A 14,704-nucleotide genomic window follows, 5' to 3' on the forward strand; every position below is an offset into this window, starting at 1 on the left:
AAAACTCTGCGAGAAGAAATCAGGCTATTCCCGAATAAGCCCACCCGGATAAGAAATCACACTTTCGTACCCATTTTTTCCAACGGAGGAAACGCCAAACAGGTAGTTGTCAATGACGATTCCTTCCAGAGTAAATTCACTGACATCTCCAACAAATCTTGAATTCGTCCAGAGCGGTTCCGTCGTCATGCGCCAGTAGATTTTGTACCCTTGCACCAAGTCACTGTCCGGGTTTTCCCAGCGGAGAGTTGTGGAGGGCTGAACGGCACCGCCAATTTCTACATTTTGTGGGGCAGGCGGTGCTTTCGCTAACGATGCCAGCGCAACCGCATTGACCGCCGTCAGTTTTTTGGCGTATTCAAAGTTCACTTCTTCGATCATATCTCCATACTCAATACCGTTTTCTGTTCGAATATCCTGGTGCTGTTCGGTGTAATCTTCGTGGGCTTCCATGATTCGCACACCCGCAAAACCTGCTTCGTTGAATGGCCGGTGATGTCCGCCGCGTCCAAACCGGTCCAGTCGATAAATAAGCATCGGATTCATCTCCGGCATATAGGCTTCTGTCGTTTCATAAATATACCGCGCAAGCTGACGAGAAATGCCGTCATTCTCTCCGCCATAAAATCGTTTCAGTTGGAGTTCTCTTTCCGTAGCCTGGGCGGAATAGGGTTCTGAAAAAATTCGAAATGTCCGATTGTCAATCACACCGTCCACTCCTTCGATATTCCCGATCATATCATTGTTCAGCACACCAATAATCTCCCAGCCTTCCTCGACAGCTTTTTCTGCGAGGAATCGTCCACCGTACAATCCTTGCTCTTCGCCGGAGAGTCCCGCAAAAATGATGCTGCTACCAAACTCATACTGCGAAAGAACACGTGCGGCCTCAATCGTTCCGGCCATTCCCGAGGCATTATCATTGGCTCCGGGAGCATCGATCGTTTCATCCATCACATCTGAGGCTCGGCTGTCAATATCCCCGCTCATAATCACATATCGATTCGGATGCTTGGTGCCTCTCAAAATCGCGTATTCGTTTACTACCCAGGTATCCTCATCAATTCGGGTTGTTGAATCACCTTCGACAAGTGTTCGTTGTTCATACACTTCCAGGCAGCCGTTGCATTCAGCACTGATCGATTCAAATTCCTCTTTAATCCACCGCCGCGCCGCGCCAATTCCTCGCGTGGCTGATGTAGTATCTGACATTGTATGCCGAGTTCCGAATCCGGCCAGAGTTCGGATGTCTGCTTCGATCCGATCTGCACTGACCGAGTCGATGATTGCGTACATTTGAGGATCATCGGGCATCTCCTGTGCGTTTGCAATGACAGTGAAAAGGAGGGCGCATGCAAAGAGTAAAAGTTGTTTCATAAGAGGTTTTGGTTATTGGTTGTATGAATTTATCGGCGGAAACTTTTTAAAAGATGGCGTTATTTCAACTGCTGACTTGATTCAGGTGGGTTTTGCCGAACGTGCCACACGGTTTGAATATAAACAGCATTTTCTTCTTGCCGAACTCTGTAGATGATTCGATAGTTGCCATAAATAATTTCTCTCAGTGTTGGCTCATCATACTCTGGAACTACGCGACCAGAATCTGGCTGATCGATCAATTGATCTGTCCTTTCAATCAATTTCAGCGCCCAACTCTCGGCGGTTTTATAATCATCCCGGGCAATATAATCGACAAACTTGTTCAGCTTTCTAACAGCTTGATTCGTCCAGATTACTTCCACTTGGCGAGATTTTCTTTAATCTGCTTTTTTGCTTCTTCATTTGAAACAATTTCTCCCCGTGCTATTTGTCGCTCAGCCTCAATCAATTCCTCCATCAAATCAATTTTGTCGATCATGCGCTGATATTCTGATACATCAACCAAAACAGCGGCACTTTTGCCGTGCTGTGTTAACACAATGGACCGCTTTTGCTTTTTAATGCGCTCGATAAAATCCGCAGCATGTTTTCTAAATTCGGAAAGAGGTTGGATATCTTGGTCTAATTCTATTCGTGCATTGGGCATAATCAGTACATTAAAATTACTTTATTGTGTATTGAAAATATACAAAATTAATACAAACCGAGTTTAGAAAAGGGGATGTGGTTCGAGTGTATATACGCAAATGGATTTATGAATCGATAAATTTCGATTAAAAAACGAAAGTCTGATTTGAACCTTTCTCACAGTCATATTCATAGGCTGATATTTATTTATTCCGATTTCTCATACAACCGAAGAGTATTAGAATGGCTGTTCTCCAGAAAGAAAAGTGAACGCTGTCGTTGATTCCCTTTTCTCATTTAGCCCAGTAATCCACCACCATCACATCTTCAAGATGAGGCTGTAATATCTCACCAAACTCTTTATGAGCCGGATGAGGCAGGTAGGTAGCTCGTCCCTCTTCGCTGTCAAATGTGAGAAGAAAACAGTGAGTAAACCCTTTATTCAATCCTTCAGGGCTATTATTCAGTCCCCATTCAAAATCTTTAATCGTCTCTATCTTTGAGGGCAATGCTAAAAAAGCTTCTTCAACCTCTTTAATATCAGCTTCGGTCGCTGAATCTTTAAACTTAAATAGTACCACGTGGCGTAATTGCTCAGACATTTCTTGTACTTCGTTGTTATTGGGAGTGTTGTTTTCAGCCGTATCTGAATTTGAACAGCTTGTAAATAATAGGAATGAGAAGAGTATCAGGAATATATATTTCATGCTTGAATACTTTTATTTTAGTTAGTTTCGAAGAGAAATAACAATAATTTTGGAGAATTAGAAAATCGCTTATCTATTTTAATTTCAAAGTTGTTCAGATTATCAATTATATACAAGAGGGCTTTGCATTACTGCCCGTCTGCACGCTGTATGTGCGGGCTGACGGGTTGGGGACACCCATCAGCCGGTAAAAACAACCGACAGATGGGTATTTCAAAGCCTCCCACAAGATTAAAATGGTGTTTATATCCACTTATGACCTTAACTTTTTATCCGGTTATGTAAAGAAGTGACCTTGAAGCGTCTGGAGCGTAGCGGAAGTCCTTCAAGCGTCAAGCCATTACCAGCAAAAGAACGCTTCAAAAACCTAATGGACGCTTGAAGGTTCTTAAACCGAAAAATGCGTTAATATCTTAATCATTCTTTTTAAGAGGCGTCTTCAACATTCCGCCAACGGTCTGATCTTTCTCATCATCGTACTCATCCAGTCCCAATTCAATCTCTTCCGGTTTTTCTCTGAGGCGGAAAGTTTTGGCGATACGATCCCAAAACGAGAAGAGTGAGCTATAGTTGGAATCGGTCTCCGGTTGCCAGCGGGAGTGGTGAACGCGATGCATATCCGGTGTAACGATAATCGCACGCAGCATTCGGTCTATGTTGTGAGACAGGCCAATATTTGCATGGTGGAATTGAACGACCGTAAACATCACAATTTCGTAGAGAACCAGCTCCCAGAAGTAGATGCCAAACAGGGCAATAATTGCGATTCTGAAGAGCTCCAGAGAAGAAGATTTCTCCAAAATGAAACCGGCTGGCGGTGGTGACGTCCATCTTATTATCGGTGTGGTGGACTTTATGAAATCTCCAGAAAAACGGCACTTCATGATTGATGCGATGCCAGGTGTACATCCAGGCATCAAACAGTAAGATAGCGCCAATGGCATGAGCCCAGGTGGGGAGAGCCAACAGATCCTGCAGCCAGTGCATCAATCCAAAGCGGGCTTCATCAGCCCAAACCGAAACGGCCAGCCAAAGTGTAGCGAAGATCAGGCTTCCGATCAGTGCATTGATGATCCCCATAACCAAATTTCGAAAAACATGCTTCCCGCGATCTTTCCCTCTTCCTTTAAAAAATTCATAAAACGGGTGAAACGATTCCCAGGCAAAGAGAAGAACCAGCACGCCGAGCATGGCGATGACCTGTGTTTGTTCTAATGAGGCGATGAGTGCATCCATGGGCATAATTGAATTACATGATATGGTTACCCTGTAAACTACACAGAATTAGAAATAGTTTACTATTTAAGCTGGATATAGAATTAAGAAGAAAATACTCTCTTCGAAGGATTGTTATACCTGCTTTTGTTTAAAAGCATCTTTTACAACATCGGCAAACGAACCCTGATCTTCCAAAATATCTTCCGGTTGTAAAACCTCCAGTTTTCGTGATCCGCGATAAAAAAAGTAAAGGCTGATTGCCATAACGGTATGAGCCAGATCAAGATGATTAAACCATGTGTGCAGGCCAATTTCAGATGTATAAAAAAAGGCGGCCAGTGTGGCAAAAATAACGGATAGAAAGATAATACGGCTTCCCTCGTTTCGGGATTTCCAATACACCCAAAAATGGAGTGGGAGCACAATCAAACCTAAACCGTATGCAGAGTGAACCTGGATGAAGAAAAAGTTGAGAGTGTAGAATGATATAACGGCAAAGGTGAGAAGCTCAATGATGTTCGCCACACCTAAAAACTTCGCAAACTTCTTGTTGATGATAGGGGCTGCATGCATGATGGACGCGCGTTCGATTGACATTACCGAAAGCATACTGATGAGCCAACCGGGGAGTTTCCATGAGAGCCCAACAGCATATTGAAAAGCATGCCCCAAAAATCCACCCAAAAAAGTTGCCAGCGCCATGATGATAAAATAGTAGCGCATCAGCCGGTGCACTTTCCCTTGTTTATCGAGTTTTACGAGCTTTATAAATGCATAGACGCAAACGGCGGTAATCCAAAGGTCGGTAAACGTAACCATCGGTTCCATGACGGTAACGCCGAAGATCTCGATGGATGGCTGAGTGGGTGTAGTAGATGTCTGCATAAGTGAAGCTAATACACCAATTTTCAGGGAAAGAAGCAATTAGGAATTGGTTAAGATTCCACTGAAGAACGGAAAATCAAAGAAGATTTTATTATAGAGAGTAGATTTGAGACTTCTTAAAGAATGAACCCAAACAGTGATTTATAACTACAGCAAAAATGGTTTTCAAGGTGAATACAATATTATGCCTTTGTGAGCTTCTTTGAAATGGTTTTGAGGAAGATGCTGGTATCCCCAACTTCTGGAGACGTTGGTATGTTGTCGGTTTTTTTTAAAAACTGTATCAAGAGTTTATTAAAGATAAGTTTTATCGGATTCTCCTTTAACCGGACCTACAATTTCATCGGTAATCCATCCTCCATAAAATCCACCGGGTTGCGGTCTTACCTTTTTACCATCAACAAAACATTGCACTTTTTTAGGGTAAAAACAGAAATATCCTGCAATATCTTTGTAATCATCAAATGGGTCTTGGTATGACCAGGCCGCATTGATAATTTTATCCTCATTTAAAAGAATATCCCAATACATAGCTTTTCCTTTCCATTCGCATCGGCTGGTTTTATCTGTTTTTATCAATTTATCGAGATTGACATCCTGGGGTGGTATATAAAAAGTGGGTGGACTCGCTGTCTCCAACAGACGAATCGTTCTTGAGCTGTTTGCTATAATACTATTATTCCATTTCACAACTACATCTCTTTTATCAGGGTCAAGAACGGGGGGACGGGGATAATCCCAGACTGATTCCTGACCTTTTTTCGGTTCTACAGCAAAAGATGGACGTTTTTGTCCTCTGTATTCCCATTTGTCTCTGTGATTAGCCGCCCAATTGGGTAAATTCTTCATATTTGATTGATTTTCTGTTGATATGGATTTTTTTAACAAGAAATGAGATCACTTCTCTCCCGATAATTATTTAATTACTTGAAGGCTTTGCAAAACTCTGACCGTCATCCTGAACTTGATTCAGGATCTCCAGATACTGGCTATAAAGACGAATGGAGAATCTGAATCGAGTTCAGATTGACGCATACCCACGGTTTTGCAAAGCCTTCTACTATTTATTTAAATTTTATCGAATCTGAAAGATTCATCGTGAGCCTGAGACTCTAATTTTTCTAAAAGACTTTCAAGATTGTCTTCAAATAGAGCTTTCAATTTTGGCCGATCTGTTTCAGAGTTGAACTCTACAGGTTTTCCAATTTTCAAAAACAGTTCCGGTTTATCATAATTTGCTGTAGTAAAATAAATTCCAATGGGTACCACATCAGCGTCCTGTACACGATTTGCAATCCATGCAAGACCGTCTCGAAATTGAATATTTTTTGTTGTAAATGGATAAATTTTTCCTTCGGGGTAAATAAAAAGTGATGAATTTTCACGTTTCATCGATTCAGCCGCATAGCGAAGAGATCGAACCGCTGACCTCGGATTTTCGAGATTGACTGAAAACGCACCAATTCGCTTGAAGAGTCCGTGCTCCCGCATCTGCTTATCCTCCATCATCGCGCGGGCATTTTGCCGAAACAGTTTTCTGTTGAGCAGGAGGGGAATCAGGCCATCCCACCAGGAGGTGTGATTTAGATAGTAGATCGTTTTACTGGTTTTTGATGGTTGATATTCCTGGTCTACCCAAACGTTTTTAAATCTTCGCCAGAATAGCGAACGCATGTACAGGTCAAAAATAAAAATGAACCAACGTGATTCCTGCGCCGGTATGAATTCGGTTTTGGATTGTTTCAAAAGTTAAATATCTGTTAAGATCTAAATGAGTTTTGTCATTCCGGCCTTGAGCCGCTCATTTTTTGAACGCGAAAGCGAAATCGCCAATTGTGAAGAAGTTAGGGGATTCTGAAACAAGTTCAGAATGACTTAAAATCTTATATTTGGTACAAAGTCATCTTAAAATAAAACATGAAATTGATAAACAGAGAAATAGCAGAATATACAGAATCGTTCACATCCAAAGAGTCAAAAACACTAAAAGAGCTGGTTCGGGTTTCTGAAAAAGAACTGGAATTCATCGATATGCTCAGTGGCCCTCAGGTGGGAAAATTATTGAATATGTTGGTTCAAATTTCTGGTGCGAAACGAATTCTGGAAGTCGGAACATTCACCGGGTATTCGGCGATTTGGATGGCTGATGCTCTTCCAGACGATGGCACATTAATCACTCTTGAGATGAATGAACGATATCGGGATATCTCAAAACCATTCTTTGAACGGGAATCCTATCAAAATAAGATTAAACAGAAGATGGGAAATGCTCTGGAAGTGATTCCAACACTCTCAGGGAAATTTGATTTGATCTTCCTTGATGCTGATAAAATCAGTTACCCGACTTATTACGAAATGCTCAAACCAAAACTGAGATCGGGTGGAATTCTTGTAATTGATAATGTGCTTTGGGATGGCTATGTGCTACGGCCTTCATCTGAAAAATCCAGAGCTATTCACAAACTGAATAAAATGGTTCGGGATGATAAAGATGTGGAACAGGTGATGATTCCGGTGCGAGATGGAATTACGATTGTGAGGAAGAAGTAGAGCCACGAAAACACGAAATCAGAAAAATTTCAGTGATTTCTTGGCAAATGGAAAGGTTCGAAAAACTCACTGCCAGAATCGTTGAGTTAATTTTTGTGAATTTCACTGAATGGAAGCGGAGCTTCCGATAATTCATTGCGAAGGAGACCTTCGCAACGAGTAAAGGAAAAAATGAAAAGAAGCAGAGCTTCATGACTTGTTATTTCTTCGATCCCTTATACAGCTCATACTCCAACAAACGGCACTCAATTGTGGAATTGAAAAATGTGGTTCTTGAAGAGGCTCTGAGTCCAACTTTTTTGGTGAGTTTGTTATTGGCCGTGAAGACATATCCCATCTTACCGGGACATTTAGACTTCAGGAAATCACCGATACCTTTGTAGAGAGAAATATGATCATCTGGTGAGCCGATTCGTTCTCCATACGGAGGATTGAATACAACAACTCCCTCGCCATCGGGGACCGGAGTTTCTGAAAAGTCACAGGTTTGAAAGTCGATCATATGATCCACGCCGGCCGTCTGAGCATTTTTCTTTGCGCCGATAATGGCATTGGGATCGTTATCGGTCGCTATAAATTTTCCTTCAATATCTTTCTCTACACCGCGCCTGGCTTCATCCCTAACAGATTGGTAGTATTCCTCATTAAACCCACGGATATGCATAAACCCGAAATTATTTCTCAGTGAGGCGGGTGCCCTGCGGGTCGCTTGCATTACGGCTTCAATAGCAAGAGTTCCGCTCCCTGTCATAGGGTTGATAAAATGTTGTCCAGGCTTCCATTTTGTTGAATTGATGATGGCCGCAGCCAGAGTTTCCTGCATTGGTGCGAAGGCACCGGATCCCCGGTAATTTCTGCGTGAGAGTGACTCCCCGGATGTATCAATAAAAATTCTTGCAATCTTCTTATCCCAATAGAGAAATAAAACTGTTTTTTGGAGATCCGAACCGCTGTCAGGACGCTGATCTTTTTTAAACCGGATTCGATCGGCTACGGCATCCTTCACCATAAGATTTGCGTATTGGTCATTCTCAATAGTAGGGTGATCTACTCTTGAAGTGACGGAGAAAAATCCATCTTCATCAATCCAATCTTCCCAGTGCATCTTCTTGATCCAGACTTTCAATTGGTCGGGTGATTGAATTCTTTTTTCATCCATGAGAAAATGCACGCGGTGAGCCGTTCGAAGCCAAAAATTCAGATAGATACAATCATTAAGAGAGGCCTCAATTTCAACTCCGGTTTCACGTGTTTCAGATACTTTAAAACCATGTTCTTCAATCTCTTCTTTTAACAGGGGAGAGAGTCCAAGCGGACAAGTTATACTAACGGTACTTTTCTTTGTAAAATCTGCCATAAATTTCTAAGAGGATTCTGTTGTAAGAGAATCAATATTTTGTGTTGTAATCGTCATGCTGAACTTGAGTCAGCCTCTCCATTCTTGATACTTGTTGGAGGAAATGAATATTCTTAGATAAATTCGAAATGTTTTTAATTGAGTTTATCAATTGTTATCAGAAAAAAATAGGCCGACTACTTAACAGCAGTCGGCCGATATTACTTTTAATTTTATATGAATTAAGCTACTTCAAGTAAATCAATCTCAAACGTCAGGTTTTTACCTGCAAGCGGATGATTGGCATCGAGTACCAGTTCTTCATCTTTTACTTCGGTAATTCTAACAGGAATAGGCTGACCATTTTGTTGATTAACTTGTAGCTGCATTCCAATTTCCGGTTCAACATCATCAGGAAGTTGATCTTTGGGTACATTTATAACCAGATCTTCACGAACTTCTCCATATGCTTCATCACTGGGGATGTCAACCTTGGTTGAGTCTCCTTCACTCATCCCGATTACTGCTTTTTCAAAGCCGGGTATAAGCTGACCTTCACCCAGTTGAAATTCAAGAGGTTCTCGTTCTTGTGATGTATCGAACACTTCACCGTTCTCAAGTGTGCCGGTATAGTGAACTTTAACGGTATCTCCGTCTTTTGCTTTAGACAAAATTTTCCTCGTATTTTTATTATCAATTTAACGTAATTAAAGATAACCTTTTTTTTACACAATCGAGAATTGAAACCCTCTATACAGCGCATGAGCCATGTCTATTGAACAAATCATAAATTCAACAAAAACAATTGCTATCATAGGGTTGTCATCTACTCAGTACAGAACAAGTCATCAAATTGGAAGATATCTTTTTGATGAAGGCTTTACGATTATACCGGTAAATCCCAATGAGGAATCCGTTTTTGGTTTGAAGAGTTACAAATCGTTGGCAGATCTCCCCAATGATCTTGTGATTGATATAGTTGACATTTTTAGAAACAGCCAGTACACAGCTGACATGGTGAGGGAGATTATTGAATGGTCGGAGGATACTGGTCAAAAACCGGTGATATGGACTCAAATAGGAGTGAGTTCAGATGAGGCGAAAAAGATAGCTGAGGAAAATGACTTCAGGTATATTGAAGATAAATGTCTGATGGTTGAACATCAGCGTGTGGGTTAATCTTCCTGATCTAAAAGCCGCTGTTTTCGTTCTTCGAAATATTCATCCATTTTTGATTTCAGGATTAATTCAATCTCTTTTCGTTCAAGCGGCGGAATGGCCGTGGAAAACTCTTTGATTCGTTCATCGTATTTTTCCTCCTCTACCAGGTATTCAATACCAAGAACATCTTCGCTGACCCAGTGCCATGCAATCACTTCTTCCCAAAGAATATACCGGTCCAGCAGAAGAACACCTTTCGAGCGAAACTCCGGGACAACCTTTAATGTCCAGGTAAAGATCCCAAAGCTAATCAAAGAGATACCAGACGTAACGCGGATACCGGTGATTATCGAATCAGTTAATACTGCGGTTCTGTAGAGGCCAAAAATAATAATGGCGATTGCTAATAGATTAGGTGCATGGTCAACCCAAAAGGAATGATGTTGGTACAGCATCTGCCCGGAGTCTTTACGCAGGTTATAGAGACGCCCTGCATAGCCAAAGAAAAAACCGCCAATAAAAGAATATAAAAACATCATGAACGGAGCGGCAATGGATTGAGGAAAGAGGCCGATCATGTAAAGGATCATCAGAATTGTAAATAGCAGAAGAATTGCCAGTGAACCGTTAAGAACTATATTTTTATTTAAACGGTCGAACTGAAACCATGGCTGAAAGCCCAGGTATCCGCCGCCAATTACTGTAAGAAAGAGAAATAGATTTAAAATCCACATGGTTTGAACGTATTTTTCAACATGATATGTTACTAACCCAAATAGCGAATAGCAATCCGATATCTATTATGAATAAAGAACATAAACCAGTTTCTGTTGATATTGCAAATTCCGACCAAAAACTGACAATTGAATGGGCGGATGGTCACGTTTCTGAATTCCCATTATTTGGACTTCGAAAAAATTGTCCATGTGTAGAATGCAGGGGTGGCCACAGTCAAATGGGCCAATTTGAACCACAGCTCTTTCTTGTTGAACCGACACGAACTTTTAAAATTGTGTCGGCAGAGCAGGTAGGAAATCATGCTTTAAAAATTACCTGGGATGATGGACATAATTCCGGAATGTATCGCTGGGAACTACTTCGGCAAATGGACGAATCGGTTCAAAAACTGAAGGAGAGATCTGAGAACTAATTAAACCAAGAATGAGGTTGCCACGAAAACACAAAACCACTAAAGGATGAAATGGAAATTTTGGTTTACTCGATGCGAAGGTCCTCCTTCGCATCGCACCGTAGGAAGCTCTGCTTCATTTTAACCTGAGTTCGATTCTTAATCTGTATCAAAGTTCCTCAAAAGTCCCCTCCTTGCGAAGTGAAGGAGGGGAGCCTCTTTTATTGATTTTTAGAATCGAACTGAGGTTTTTATTTAATAGAACCCTCTTCAAATCAAAAAACGTTGAAAAATTTTACTTCCTCAACAATCCCACTAATCCTGCAATCGAGGCAGCGGCTCCGCCAATCAGCATCCAAAGTGCCCGGTTGCTTGGTGACCCTGTGAAAAACTCTTCAACCTCGGAACTTATGGATTGATATTCCTGGTAACCAAAATAGAGGAGTAATAGACCGGCAATAAAAAGACCCGCTGAGATTGCTTTTTTCATGTTAATCTTGTTCTTGTTCTTCTTTTGATTTGTAAAAATCTTCACGAGCATCAAGCAGTTTTAAAATGCGTTCCATACTCTTTTTCTTTTCGATGATATCACGTGTATAAAAAATGGTTGATATAATGACAAATATCCATGAAGTAATTCCAAGCCATAGACTTATACTATTTCCGGTGTTTCCATAATTAATAAAGTGATAAACGCTGATGATCGAAAAAATAAGTATTGAAAAAATTACAAATCCTCCCATCAACCTTGCCTGCCGCAGACCTTTTTCAGCGAGCTTGCTATATTTACCCTCTTTCAACCATTTTTTTTCATTATACCGAAAATAGTGGTTAAACTGGTTGATCTCCTCCTTGATCATCGCCATAAAAACATCATCTTTCGTCATGGAACCGGTAATTATTTATTACTGATATCTATTTTGACAATACTAATTTGCAAGCTTTGATTCCACAATAATCGATCTATTCCTGTGACAAAAACACAACTATTCATCCATATTGATTTAGACGGGTAATACAGGAAAAGGTACATCGAGTTATAAAGGCTATAAGAGAGCTTTGCATTACTACCCGTCTGCACGCTGTATGTGCGGGCTGACGGGTTGGGGACACCCATCAGCCGGTAAAAACAACCGACAGATGGGTATTTCAAAGCCTCCTATAAACGAGATTATACCCTTCGTGTCGACGGTAAACCGGATATACATGGCTCATCGGATCTGTCTTTTCATGGTGACAAAAACGATATAAATGAAGAGAGATTAAGCGTCCTGTAGTTGTTCATTTACCCGAATCCAACCCTCTTTGTGATGAACCGGCTTGAACAAGTGAGGATGAAGGATTTCAGCCAATATGCGGGTAGAGTCAAAAATTGAAGGGCCGGGCCGATTGAAGTATCGGTTTCCATCAAGAATATAGACCTCGTTACTTTGTACAGCTTTTAAAGTATTCCAATCTTCATTTTGAGTGAGAAGGTGCATTTCATTCGTTGTTTGTTCAATATTATACCCACATGGCATGATGAGGATTACATCAGGATTTTCATTCAAAAGATCCTCCCATTGAATCCACGGAGAGTGCTTTCCCGGTTCAGATAAAAGATACTCGGCACCAACAATTTCCAGTAGTTCGGGAATCCAGTTTCCACCGGTCATCAGTGGATCGATCCACTCAAGGCACACAACCCGTTTTACAGGTTCACCAATCACAGTATTCCGGATGATATCCATTCGTAGTTTGAGCTGGCTTACCAACTGTTTTGCCTTTTCTTCAGCTTGCAGCACTTGTCCGATTTTGTAGATCGATTGCGCAATCTCATCGAGATTTGTGGGAGAGAGGGATACAACTTCTGTGCCTTTTCCGCAATGTTCCCGTACCGCTGATTTTACATCCTTTAGTGAAACTGCACAAACTTCACAGTGATCTTGTGTAAATACAATATCCGGATTGATTTCGGCTAATAGATCGGCCTTAACACTAAATATTGAGAGTCCATTTTCGAGCAGCGATTTAATATTTTTATCAATTTCGATACTCTTGCCCGTGTTTTTTACAGTAGAATTGGTTAGTACCGGCAGCTCTGTGATCGATTTTGGATAATCACATTCATGTGATCTTCCAACAAGCTGATCCTCAAAACCCAGTTTACAAATAATTTCGGTAGCACTTGGTAAAAGGGATAAGATTCGCATCACAAAAGGCTTACTTCAATTTCGATGTCACAATTCAATTTCTTGTAAGATCATTCACTTACGGTAACTGACCCAAGGGAATCTGAAGGTGCAAACGGTTCAAATGGATATCTGTCGGGGGTTACCACCACACCCGTTGTTTGTTTGAAGGGAAGATCGGAATCAGCATTGTAGGTTGCTTCAACAAACCAGGCTGTAAATCCATGATCCGGAGAGTCAATCGAAACTGTCAGATCTCCATCTTCTGGTATCTGAATATTTTTAGCAAGCCAGATTCTATCAATTACATAGAGCCTGAAATCGCGTGCTTCGGGGTTATGAGCGTTCCAAAGCCGAAGCTCATCAGGCAGATTATTGGAATCCATCTGGATTTGAAAACCGGTGGTATCTGCACTCCACGAAAATTCAGGAATAGATCTGTTATTGATGATATGATTATAAAATGCAATTAAACTTTGTGATGCATCCGTATTTTCTAAACCATGCCCGGCATTTGGAACATATCGAAGATATTTGGGGTCGGGGAGATCGTCCCAGTAAAACTGCCAGCTGTCAGGCAGGAAAAATTCATCACTGGCGGCGTTCATAATATATTTTGGCATATCCAGGCTGTCTTGATAAGAGAAAGGATCCACAAGCTCACGAAGGCGGTCGTACTCTGCAGAATATTGCCACTCCATAATCTTTTCATCTTCATAGTCTTCAATGGCGGGGGACCATTCGCCATATGCCTGCCAGTGATGCTGAAATGATGGCTCAAGATTTAACAGGTCAATTACAACCGGTGCGATAGCCACCACACGGTCATCAAATATACCGGTTGTCCACGTAGTCCAGCCCCGTTTAGATGCACCGGATACCACAAAACTGTCAACCGTTGCAGATTGCCGGGTTTGCATGAAATCGGTGATGGTATCCATTGCTCTCTGAGCAGCCGCAGTCATTGGAAGTCTGCTTAACCATATCGCTTTTTCATCTGTTGCTCCGCCTTCCAGGAATTGACGCCAGCCGTAGGATATAAGTTCATCTTCTTTTCTTTCATCCATTCTTTCATCATTCAAAAATGTAAGGGGTTGAAAGGGGACGTTATGAAGGTTTGCTGTGACTGAATTTGTAGCGAGTGATGCATTCAAAACTATTGGGTTGACCGATTCCGGGGCAGGGTCATCCCGGTCACCCCCGCCAATCCAAAGAAATCCTGTTGTGTGATCGACCTGATCGGGTACAACAATTGTCAGCCAATGCCACCATTCAGATTCATCCACAACATCTTCAGTCAGCCATGTTTGCGAAACCATTCGAATAACGTATGCTTTGTAATTTTCTCCCTCAATAGTTTTCTCAAGCTCATAATTGTAAGCCGGATCAACTTCAGAGAGGTATGCTTCAAACGGATTTTCCGGTTTATTTTCCTCGGTGCTGCAGGAAAGAAAAAGAAAGAATAAACTGAGTATGTAAACTGATTTTAAACGCTTCATAGTCTGTTTTTTTTGAATCTGAATCAATTATGAACTTACAT

18 protein-coding genes and 1 pseudogene are annotated in these 14,704 nt (G+C 41.3%); 3 read left to right on the forward strand and 16 right to left on the reverse strand.

The window, feature by feature from the left end:
- Positions 1-24 precede the first annotated feature (24 nt).
- From U5K72_09725 to U5K72_09765, 9 genes and pseudogenes are all read right to left on the reverse strand, one after another.
- On the reverse strand, positions 25-1,377 hold the full coding sequence (locus U5K72_09725) for a M28 family peptidase (GenBank protein ID MDZ7719081.1): 1,353 nt from the start codon (positions 1,375-1,377) through the stop codon (positions 25-27).
- 59 nt (positions 1,378-1,436) lie between these two features.
- Positions 1,437-1,742, reverse strand: coding sequence for a type II toxin-antitoxin system RelE/ParE family toxin (locus U5K72_09730; protein ID MDZ7719082.1), 306 nt, complete (start codon positions 1,740-1,742; stop codon positions 1,437-1,439).
- Positions 1,733-2,026, reverse strand: a complete 294-nt coding sequence (locus tag U5K72_09735; protein MDZ7719083.1) for a type II toxin-antitoxin system Phd/YefM family antitoxin — start codon at positions 2,024-2,026, stop codon at positions 1,733-1,735. The genes U5K72_09730 and U5K72_09735 overlap by 10 nt, the downstream gene beginning before the upstream one ends.
- A 274-nt stretch (positions 2,027-2,300) precedes the next feature.
- On the reverse strand, positions 2,301-2,714 hold the full coding sequence (locus U5K72_09740) for a Dabb family protein (protein MDZ7719084.1): 414 nt from the start codon (positions 2,712-2,714) through the stop codon (positions 2,301-2,303).
- A gap of 413 nt (positions 2,715-3,127) precedes the next feature.
- Entirely contained in the window at positions 3,128-3,658 is a 531-nt protein-coding gene (locus U5K72_09745) for a sterol desaturase family protein (protein ID MDZ7719085.1), read from the reverse strand.
- Positions 3,546-3,956: pseudogene (locus U5K72_09750) on the reverse strand (sterol desaturase family protein). Before U5K72_09750 ends, U5K72_09745 begins: the two are co-directional and overlap by 113 nt.
- 108 nt (positions 3,957-4,064) lie before the next feature.
- Positions 4,065-4,856 (reverse strand): hypothetical protein, encoded by a 792-nt coding sequence (locus tag U5K72_09755; protein MDZ7719086.1) that lies wholly within the window; start codon positions 4,854-4,856, stop codon positions 4,065-4,067.
- 255 nt (positions 4,857-5,111) lie between these two features.
- A complete protein-coding gene (locus U5K72_09760; protein MDZ7719087.1) occupies positions 5,112-5,666 on the reverse strand; it encodes a DUF427 domain-containing protein in 555 nt (184 codons plus the stop codon).
- Positions 5,667-5,885: 219 nt separating this feature from the next.
- The gene (locus U5K72_09765; GenBank protein MDZ7719088.1) at positions 5,886-6,563 is read right to left on the reverse strand and encodes a lysophospholipid acyltransferase family protein; all 678 of its coding nucleotides are present in this window, start codon (positions 6,561-6,563) and stop codon (positions 5,886-5,888) included.
- Between the two features lie 171 nt (positions 6,564-6,734).
- On the opposite strand from U5K72_09765, the gene U5K72_09770 reads away from it, so the two are divergent.
- Entirely contained in the window at positions 6,735-7,367 is a 633-nt protein-coding gene (locus U5K72_09770) for an O-methyltransferase (GenBank protein ID MDZ7719089.1), read from the forward strand.
- A gap of 199 nt (positions 7,368-7,566) precedes the next feature.
- Here U5K72_09770 and U5K72_09775 read toward each other — a convergent pair whose 3' ends face one another.
- Both U5K72_09775 and U5K72_09780 read right to left on the reverse strand, forming a co-directional pair.
- Complete coding sequence (locus U5K72_09775) at positions 7,567-8,724, reverse strand: class I SAM-dependent RNA methyltransferase (GenBank protein MDZ7719090.1); 1,158 nt, start codon at positions 8,722-8,724, stop codon at positions 7,567-7,569.
- A gap of 221 nt (positions 8,725-8,945) precedes the next feature.
- Complete coding sequence (locus tag U5K72_09780; protein ID MDZ7719091.1) at positions 8,946-9,374, reverse strand: peptidylprolyl isomerase; 429 nt, start codon at positions 9,372-9,374, stop codon at positions 8,946-8,948.
- 97 nt (positions 9,375-9,471) lie between these two features.
- On the opposite strand from U5K72_09780, the gene U5K72_09785 reads away from it, so the two are divergent.
- Positions 9,472-9,882: a CoA-binding protein gene (locus U5K72_09785; GenBank protein MDZ7719092.1), complete on the forward strand. Its 411-nt coding sequence runs from the start codon at positions 9,472-9,474 to the stop codon at positions 9,880-9,882.
- Here the strand turns inward: U5K72_09785 and U5K72_09790 are convergent.
- Positions 9,879-10,598 carry a hypothetical protein gene (locus U5K72_09790; GenBank protein MDZ7719093.1) on the reverse strand — a complete coding sequence of 240 codons (720 nt, stop codon included), beginning with the start codon at positions 10,596-10,598 and terminating at the stop codon, positions 9,879-9,881. The genes U5K72_09785 and U5K72_09790 overlap by 4 nt on opposite strands.
- Positions 10,599-10,666: 68 nt before the next feature.
- Here U5K72_09790 and U5K72_09795 point away from each other — a divergent pair, with 68 nt between their 5' ends.
- Complete coding sequence (locus tag U5K72_09795) at positions 10,667-11,014, forward strand: DUF971 domain-containing protein (GenBank protein ID MDZ7719094.1); 348 nt, start codon at positions 10,667-10,669, stop codon at positions 11,012-11,014.
- Positions 11,015-11,288: 274 nt separating this feature from the next.
- Here the strand turns inward: U5K72_09795 and U5K72_09800 are convergent, their stop codons facing one another.
- From U5K72_09800 to U5K72_09815, 4 genes are all read right to left on the reverse strand, one after another.
- The gene (locus tag U5K72_09800) at positions 11,289-11,483 is read right to left on the reverse strand and encodes a DUF3185 family protein (protein MDZ7719095.1); all 195 of its coding nucleotides are present in this window, start codon (positions 11,481-11,483) and stop codon (positions 11,289-11,291) included.
- Between the two features lies 1 nt (position 11,484).
- A complete protein-coding gene (locus U5K72_09805; GenBank protein MDZ7719096.1) occupies positions 11,485-11,880 on the reverse strand; it encodes a hypothetical protein in 396 nt (131 codons plus the stop codon).
- A gap of 375 nt (positions 11,881-12,255) precedes the next feature.
- Positions 12,256-13,185 (reverse strand): cobalamin-binding protein, encoded by a 930-nt coding sequence (locus tag U5K72_09810; GenBank protein ID MDZ7719097.1) that lies wholly within the window; start codon positions 13,183-13,185, stop codon positions 12,256-12,258.
- Between the two features lie 50 nt (positions 13,186-13,235).
- On the reverse strand, positions 13,236-14,663 hold the full coding sequence (locus U5K72_09815; GenBank protein MDZ7719098.1) for a PhoPQ-activated pathogenicity-related family protein: 1,428 nt from the start codon (positions 14,661-14,663) through the stop codon (positions 13,236-13,238).
- Positions 14,664-14,704 lie beyond the last annotated feature (41 nt).

It is taken from the genome of Balneolaceae bacterium (assembly GCA_034521495.1).
In the GTDB taxonomy this organism is placed as follows: domain Bacteria; phylum Bacteroidota; class Rhodothermia; order Balneolales; family Balneolaceae; genus Rhodohalobacter.

Bases quoted from the DNA above. Each gene is read 5' to 3' on its own strand.
- U5K72_09785 (MDZ7719092.1), top strand. From the start codon at position 9,472: ATGTCTATTGAACAAATCATAAATTCAACAAAAACAATTGCTATCATA.
- U5K72_09790 (MDZ7719093.1), bottom strand. From the start codon at position 10,598: ATGTGGATTTTAAATCTATTTCTCTTTCTTACAGTAATTGGCGGCGGA.
- U5K72_09740 (MDZ7719084.1), bottom strand. From the start codon at position 2,714: ATGAAATATATATTCCTGATACTCTTCTCATTCCTATTATTTACAAGC.
- U5K72_09725 (MDZ7719081.1), bottom strand. From the start codon at position 1,377: ATGAAACAACTTTTACTCTTTGCATGCGCCCTCCTTTTCACTGTCATT.
- U5K72_09775 (MDZ7719090.1), bottom strand. From the start codon at position 8,724: ATGGCAGATTTTACAAAGAAAAGTACCGTTAGTATAACTTGTCCGCTT.
- U5K72_09795 (MDZ7719094.1), top strand. From the start codon at position 10,667: ATGAATAAAGAACATAAACCAGTTTCTGTTGATATTGCAAATTCCGAC.
- U5K72_09815 (MDZ7719098.1), bottom strand. From the start codon at position 14,663: ATGAAGCGTTTAAAATCAGTTTACATACTCAGTTTATTCTTTCTTTTT.
- U5K72_09805 (MDZ7719096.1), bottom strand. From the start codon at position 11,880: ATGACGAAAGATGATGTTTTTATGGCGATGATCAAGGAGGAGATCAAC.
- U5K72_09800 (MDZ7719095.1), bottom strand. From the start codon at position 11,483: ATGAAAAAAGCAATCTCAGCGGGTCTTTTTATTGCCGGTCTATTACTC.
- U5K72_09810 (MDZ7719097.1), bottom strand. From the start codon at position 13,185: ATGCGAATCTTATCCCTTTTACCAAGTGCTACCGAAATTATTTGTAAA.
- U5K72_09770 (MDZ7719089.1), top strand. From the start codon at position 6,735: ATGAAATTGATAAACAGAGAAATAGCAGAATATACAGAATCGTTCACA.
- U5K72_09760 (MDZ7719087.1), bottom strand. From the start codon at position 5,666: ATGAAGAATTTACCCAATTGGGCGGCTAATCACAGAGACAAATGGGAA.
- U5K72_09735 (MDZ7719083.1), bottom strand. From the start codon at position 2,026: ATGCCCAATGCACGAATAGAATTAGACCAAGATATCCAACCTCTTTCC.
- U5K72_09745 (MDZ7719085.1), bottom strand. From the start codon at position 3,658: ATGCCATTGGCGCTATCTTACTGTTTGATGCCTGGATGTACACCTGGC.